General features: G+C 75.0%; 7 protein-coding genes. All 7 read right to left on the minus strand.

All coding sequences use genetic code 11. The annotated features are described in order from the left end of the window. Positions 1-580: alcohol dehydrogenase catalytic domain-containing protein (locus IE249_RS36875; protein ID WP_229858045.1), on the minus strand; the 580-nt coding region annotated here is incomplete at its 3' end. Positions 581-725: 145 nt separating this feature from the next. Further along, the gene (locus tag IE249_RS10715) at positions 726-1,334 is read right to left on the minus strand and encodes a GAF domain-containing protein (RefSeq protein ID WP_189704526.1); all 609 of its coding nucleotides are present in this window, start codon (positions 1,332-1,334) and stop codon (positions 726-728) included. Positions 1,335-1,426: 92 nt separating this feature from the next. Next, entirely contained in the window at positions 1,427-2,056 is a 630-nt protein-coding gene (locus IE249_RS10720; protein ID WP_189704527.1) for a GTP-binding protein, read from the minus strand. Next, on the minus strand, positions 2,034-2,411 hold the full coding sequence (locus tag IE249_RS10725) for a DUF742 domain-containing protein (RefSeq protein ID WP_189704528.1): 378 nt from the start codon (positions 2,409-2,411) through the stop codon (positions 2,034-2,036). The genes IE249_RS10720 and IE249_RS10725 overlap by 23 nt, the downstream gene beginning before the upstream one ends. Continuing rightward, positions 2,408-2,842, minus strand: coding sequence for a roadblock/LC7 domain-containing protein (locus IE249_RS10730; RefSeq protein WP_189704529.1), 435 nt, complete (start codon positions 2,840-2,842; stop codon positions 2,408-2,410). Before IE249_RS10730 ends, IE249_RS10725 begins: the two co-directional genes overlap by 4 nt. A 103-nt stretch (positions 2,843-2,945) precedes the next feature. After that, positions 2,946-4,994: a sensor histidine kinase gene (locus IE249_RS10735; protein ID WP_229858047.1), complete on the minus strand. Its 2,049-nt coding sequence runs from the start codon at positions 4,992-4,994 to the stop codon at positions 2,946-2,948. A 548-nt stretch (positions 4,995-5,542) separates the two neighbouring features. Next, the gene (locus IE249_RS10740; RefSeq protein ID WP_189704530.1) at positions 5,543-6,418 is read right to left on the minus strand and encodes a universal stress protein; all 876 of its coding nucleotides are present in this window, start codon (positions 6,416-6,418) and stop codon (positions 5,543-5,545) included. Positions 6,419-7,057 lie beyond the last annotated feature (639 nt).

The raw sequence follows: 7,057 nt of genomic DNA on the forward strand, positions 1-7,057 counted from the left end.
TGACGACGACGTTGCGCGCGCCCGCGTGCCGGGCGACGGCCGCCGCCATCAGGCCGATCGGCCCGGCGCCGGTGATCAGCACGTCCTCGCCGACGAGCGGGAAGGACAGCGCGGTGTGCACGGCGTTGCCGAACGGGTCGAAGATCGCGGCGACGTCGAGGTCGACGGGGACGCGGTGCACCCAGACGTTCGCGGCGGGCAGGGCCACGTACTCGGCGAAGGCGCCGTCGCGGCCCACGCCGAGGCCGACCGTGGCCCGGCACAGGTGCCGCCGCCCGGCCAGGCAGTTGCGGCACTTGCCGCAGACCAGGTGGCCCTCGCCGCTGACCCGGTCGCCCGGCTTGATCTCGGTGACGTCGCGGCCCGTTTCGACGACCTCGCCGACGAACTCGTGCCCCACCACGAGCGGGGTGCGGATGGCCTGCCGCGCCCAGCCGTCCCAGGCACGGATGTGCAGATCGGTGCCGCAGATGCCGGTCCGCAGGACCTTGATCAGTACGTCACCGGGTCCGACGGCGGGCTCGGGCACGTCCGCGAGCCACAGCCCCGGCTCCGCCTTCTCCTTGACCAGCGCCTTCAACGCTACGGCTCCTGTGCTTCCGGCCCGGTTCCGGGCACGCCGAAGGGGCCCGGGTCCGGGGAGAGGGGTGGAATCGCACAGAAATCTGCCGTACCGCGGCCCGCTGGTCCATCGAGGATTTCTTAAGCGCGGCCACAGCTTTCCTTCACGCCCTGCCGTGTTCGGCTTCCCCCCGCCGCTCCAGCCGGGGGACGAGTTCGGCGGCGGCCGCCTTGATGGTGGTCAGCCCCGCCCGGCCCCACGGCCGCGGCTCGACGTCGACCACGCACACCGTGCCCAGCACCGTCTGCGTACTGTCGATCAGCGGCGCGCCGAGGTAGGAGCGGATGCCGAACTCGTCGACGACCGGATTGCCCGCGAACCGCGGATAGTCGCAGACGTCCTCCAGGACCAGCGCCTTGCGCCGCACCACCACGTGGGGGCAGAAGCCGTGGTCGCGGGCGAGCCGGCGGCCGACCTCGCGCCGGGTGCCGTCCGGGTCGTCGCCGTCCGCGGGCCCGGCGGTGTCGACGCTCAGCACGTCGCGCCGGGGCCGGTGCAGACCGGCGAAGAACTGCCCGCTGTCGTCGAGGAAGTTGACCATCGCGTACGGCGCCGAGGTCAGGTGCGCGAGGTGGTCCGCGAAGGCGTCCAGATCGGGGTCGGGGCGCTCCCCCAGACCCAGTCTGCGCAGCCGCAGGGTGCGGGCGGGTGCGTCCTTGTCCTCGGGGGTGAGCAGCAGGCGACCGGCCGGGCGCGGCGGGTCGTAGCTCATGGCCGGGCTCCGGCGCTGTGCGCGTGCGTCATGGCGGGGCTCCGTGGGGAGTGCGGGGTCGGCGTCGGGTTCGGGACGGCGGTCGCCGGGGATCACCTGGGCGCGCCGTGGCCGGGCGCGGAGGCGGTGGCGGGCGCCTGGGCGAGGAGATGGCGTACGAGGGTCAGCAGGGTCTGGACGCCCGAGCTGGAGATGCGGGCGTCGCAGCCGACCACGGGGACGGCCGCGTCGAGGTCCAGGGCGGCGCGCACCTCCTCGGGTTCGTAGCGGAAGGCGCCGTCGAACTCGTTGACGGCGACGACGAAGGTCAGGCCGCGCTGCTCGAAGAAGTCGACGGCCGCGAAGCACTCCTCCAGGCGGCGGGTGTCGGCGAGGATCACGGCGCCGAGGGCGCCCTCGGACAGCTCGTCCCACATGAACCAGAACCGCTCCTGGCCGGGCGTGCCGAACAGGTAGAGCACGTGCCGTGGGTCGAGGGTGATGCGGCCGAAGTCCATCGCCACGGTCGTCTCGACCTTGTTCTCGATGCCGTCGAGTCTGTCCGTGGCCTCGCTGACGGTGGTGAGCAGTTCCTCCGTGCTGAGCGGCGCGATCTCGCTCACCGCGCCGACGAAGGTCGTCTTGCCCACCCCGAATCCGCCCGCGACCAGGATCTTCAGGGCGGTGGGGAAGGGGTCCGGGCCCGGGCCGCCGTCCCGGTCAGAGCTGTCGTCGTAGTCCATCGAGCACTGCCTCCAGAAGGGCCCGGTCGGTGGGTTGGTGGTGGTACGCGGGGGGTTTGGTGGTCAGCGCGCCGCAGTCGACGAGGTCGGAGAGCAGCACCTTGGTCACCGCGGCCGGCAGTCTGAGCTGGGCGGCGACCTCGGCGACCGGGACGGGGGCGAGGCACAGGTCGAGCGCCTGGCCGTGCTCGGGACCGAGATAGCCGAGCGGTGTCACTCCGGTGGCCATCACCTGCGACATGAGGTCGAGCGCGACGCTGGGCCGGGTACGGCCGTTGCTGACCGTGAAGGGCCGCACCAGCCGTCCGGCCGCGTCGTCGAGCCAGGGCCCGTCGCCGGCCGCCGCCGCGCTCAAGGCCGCAGCGCCGGGGGTTCGGCGGTGTGCTGGCGGGGCGCGGTCACGAGGTAGGGCCGCACGCTCTTGACCAGCATCGCCATCTCGTAGCCCAGGACCGCCGCGTCGGCCTCGCGGCCGGCGAGCACGGCGAGGCAGGTGCCGGAACCGGCGGTGGTGACGAACAGCAGCGTCGAGTCGAGCTCGACGACGACCTGGCGCACGTCGCCGCCGTCGCCGAAGCGGATCCCGGCGCTGCGGCCGAGGGAGTACAGGCCGGAGGCCAGGGCGGCCATGTGGTCGGCGCTGTCGTGGTCGAGGCCGTGGACGGACTTCACCAGGCCGTCGCACGACAGCAGGACCGCGCTGGTGGTGTGCGGGACACGCTGCACGAGGCCGCTCATCAGCCAGTCGAGGTCGGACACTTGGCCGGTCGGCGCATCGCTCGCCATGGTGGATCGACTCCTTGGAGTACGTACGTACGAAGGTCTGCGAGGCCCCTGGGGGTGGGGCGGTCAGGGGACTGGGGTGGGGTGTCGGTGGGCGGCGGTCCGGTCATCCGGCCGGCGCGCCCGAGTTGTACGGGCCGACGGCCCCGGGCGGGACCGGGGCGTGCGCCGGTTCGTCCAGGGGTCCGGGCGGCGTGTCCGGGCCGGCGGGCTCGTCGGGCCCGGGCCGGCTCTCGGCGAGTCCGATGCCGCGCTGGAAGGCGGCCATCAGGCCGGGGTCGTGGGCGGCGACGTACTCGCCGTCCTGGCGGGGCGCCGGTCCGCCGCGCAGTTGCGGGACGATGTGCTGCTGGGCTCGGCGGCGGGGCAGCCGGGGCCGGTCCATGGTGCCGCGGACGGCCGCGGAGCGGGGGGCCGGCGGAGCGCCGGCGTTCGCCTCCACGGCGGAACGGTCCTCGGGCCGGATCCCGGGCGCCGCGTCGGCGGGATTCGCCCGCCGCTCCCGGTCCCCGCGCCGCGGCAGCGGCGCCCCGGCCGCAGGCGCGCCCGCAGACACCCCGGCGCCCTCCTGACCGGCCGGTTCGCGGCGTACTCCGTGGTCCTGGCCGGCCGGTCCGGGGCGTACTCCGTTGTCCTGGCCGTCCGGTCCCGGACGCACGCCGATGTCCGGTGCTGGCGGTGCGAGGGGTACGCCGGTGCTCCGGCCGGGCGCTCCGGGGCGTACGTCGGTGTCCCGGCCGGGCGCTCCGGGGCGTACGTCCGTGCCGGGTGCGGCGGCCCTGAGGTGGGCGTCGGTGCCGTGCTGTTCCGCCGGGAGCTGTGGAAGGAGTGGGGTGCGCGGCGCGCCCGGGGACCCACCGCCGACCCCCGGCTCACTGGCCTGAACCTGCGTGCCCCCTGGGGGAGCTGACTGCGCACCGGGCGACGCGTGCCCGTTCAGGGCCCCCGGGGCCGGGCCCAGCAGGGCCTGGGGTACGACGAGTACGGCCTGGACGCCGCCGTAGATGTTGGTCTGGAGGCGGACGGTGATGCCGTGCCGCTTGGCCAGCTGCGAGACGACGAAGAGTCCGATGCGGCCGTCCGCGAGCAGGCTGGCCACGTTGACCTGATCGGGGTCGGCCAGCAGGGCGTTCATCCTGACCTGTTCGCCGACCGGCATGCCGAGGCCCCGGTCCTCCACCTCCACGGCGAGCCCGGAGGTGACCAGGCCCGCCCGCAGCAGGACCTGGGTGTGCGGGGCGGAGAACACCGTGGCGTTCTCCACCAGTTCGGCCAGGAGATGGATGACGTCGGCGACGGCGTGTCCGCGCAGGCGTCCGTCGATCGGCGGTACGAGCTTGACCCTTGAGTACTGCTCGACCTCGGCGATGGCCGAGCGCAGCACCTCGGTCATCGAGACGGGGTTGCTCCACTGCCGGCGGGAGACGGCGCCGCCGAGGACGGCGAGGTTCTCGGCGTGACGGCGGATCCGGGTGGCGAGGTGGTCGACGTGGAAGAGGCCCTTGAGCAGGTCCGGGTCCTCGATCTCGTTCTCCAGCTCGTCGAGGATGGAGATCTCGCGGTGCACCAGGGACTGCAGGCGCCGGGCGAGGTTGACGAAGACCTCGAGCTTCTGCTCGCTGCCGGCCTGGCTGGAGAGCTGGGTGGCCTGCACGACCGAGGCGACCGCACCGTCGTGGGCGCGGGCCAGGTCGGCGGCGAGCAGCTCGAAGTCGTCGGCGTCCGGCGCGGGGCCGCCGCGCGGCTTGCGCGGGGCGGGGGGCTCGCCGTGGCGCAGGGCGTCGAGGAGCGCGCGCAGGTCGGCCTCGCGGCGTGCGGTGCTGCGGCGCAGCGCGCCGATCCGCTCGTGCACGGACCGCGCGGCGCGGCCGGCGGCGACGGCGGCGATCGCGATGCCGGCGAGGGCCACGGAGAACGCGCCGGCCAGCACGGCCCACAGGACGGGTCCGGTGCGGGCGCCGGTGGAGCGCACGGTGAAGAGGACGGCGGCGCCGGCGCTGAGGGCGACGGCGGTCGGCGGGAGCACCGCCAGGCGCATGAGCTGAGGCCGTAAGCGGGTCTCGGGCAGCGAGGTGACGGTGCGGGCGACCGGCCGCCCGTGCCGGCCGCCCTCTCGGCGGTCGGTGCGGGCGGCCGGTGCACGGAGGTGAGACATCTGTTCCTCGTACTGTCCTCGTACTGGTCCGTCGGGCCTGTGCGCTCACGCGGGGCGTGAGCGGGCATGCGCCATCGCTGTGCCGGCCGACGGGGTCGTTTCGGGACTGCGGCTCCATGTCGCCCGGCGGCCACTCACAGTAGTCACCAACGCATCAGGTGCGGTGGGCAGTTGACAAATTCCCCCGGTCGGCGTCCCGCTCTGGTATGAGGGTTCGCACGACAGACCGAGCGCCACCACCGCCACCGCGATCGGAACCGAAAGGGACCGATCATGGCTGGTCGGAAGCGGTCGGGAACAGAAGTCGCGGAGTGGGGTGGTCCGCGCCGCACCGCGGCCCCGGCGCCCTCTCGTGGCCGCCACGAGGCGTCCGCCGACCCGCCGGGCAGCCACCGCCGGCCCACCGGCGGCGTCACCCGTCGTACACACCGCACACGCCGCACACGCCTCCGCACACCGCGGACTCGGACGTGCGGCCGGACGTCCGGGTCCGGCTGGGCGTGCGGGTCCGGCTGGGCGTGCGGGTCCGGCTGGGCGTGCGGGTTGGGCTAGGCGTGCGGGACCACGGCGACCGGGCAGGAGACGTGGTGCAGGACCGCACGGGTGACGGGGCCGGTGTGGTCGCCGGCCGCGCCCCCCATGCGGCGGCTCACCACGACCAGGCCGGCCCCCTCGGCGGCGCGGACCAGTTCCGCGGCGGGCCGCCCGGACAGCACCGTCTCGGTCACGGGCACCTGCGGGTACTTGCCGCGCCAGGGCAGCAGGAGCGCCGCCAGGGCCCGTGCTCCGCCCTCGGCCGCGTCCTGGCCGTCGACCACGTGCACGGCCCGCAGGTCGGTGAGGCGCCGCCGGGCCGCGTCGAACGCGAACTCGATCAGCTCGTCGCAGGGACGGCCGAGGTCGAGACCGACGACGACGGACCGGAAGGGGATCTCGGGAATCTCGTCCGGGGCCACGCCGTCCACCGCGGGCAGGTGTTCGGCGGCGGCGCTCTGCCCCGCCCGCACCAGCACCACCGGTCGCGGGGAGCGGGCCACGACGCGCTGGGACACAGAGCCCGTCACGAAGCCGGCCACGCCGCTCAGACCGAGTGAGCCCAGCACCAGCAGCCGCGCGTCGGGCGCCGCGCCGAGCAGCGCGGAGACGGCGGAGCCGGACACCAGGTCCGCGTCGACGGTGAGCGCGGGATGGGCGGCGCGGACGCTGTCCACCGCATCCCGCAGGATCTCCTCGGCCCAGTCCCGTTCGGTGGTGCCCAGCGGTACGTCCGGTTCCGGACGGGGGCGGAAGTGCCAGGCGTGCACGAGGCCCAGCCCGGCGCCCCGGCGCAGTGCCTCCTGGGCCGCCCAGTGGGCGGCCGCGAGGCTCTCGGGGGAGCCGTCCACTCCCGCGACGACATCTGTCCGCGTGGGGTGTGTCTGCATGGCGTACGCCTTTCGGTGTGCGAGCCGCCGAGGCCGTGCCGGCCCTTCCACTGTCCGTCACGTCCATCGCGCTGTCATCGCCAGCCTGCCGCCGCCCCGTCGCCCCCGTACAGGGCCGCAAGGACCCCGACCGTCCGCCTTCGGGTTCCCCCAACTCGCCTCCAGTGGCACCGCTTTGATGCAGCCGATGGGGGCCGGGCGCGGCCGTTCGACCCTGGCGGGGGTGCCGACCGGTCCCTGGCGGACCGCGGCGTACGGGCGGTTCGCTGGAGGTGTCGGAGGAGCTTGCCATGAAGACCACGACTTCGGCTCCGCGCCGGTGGGCGCGGCGGCGCCCGTGGACGTGCGCGGCGGCACCGACTCTGGCGCTGCTGGTCATCGGCGCCTGCGGCACGGCGGCCGCCACGGGACGCCGGGGGGCGGCGGCGCCACGGGATCGCCCACCGGACCCGGAACTCCGCCGCCCCGCGCTTCCCGGCGGCGCCGGGCACTGCCGCAGCGGCCGTACGTTCGCTGCCGGCCGGCCCCGGCCGCGACGAGCGGCCCGTGACCGTCGACACGGTGCCGCTGCCCCCGCGGCGCTGACTTCGGCCGACGCCGGACGTCGGCCGGGGGGGACGCCTTCACGCGTCCCGGTTC

Origin of the sequence: Streptomyces anandii JCM 4720 (genome assembly GCF_014650655.1) — a bacterium.
Classification (GTDB): Bacteria; Actinomycetota; Actinomycetes; order Streptomycetales; family Streptomycetaceae; genus Streptomyces; species Streptomyces anandii.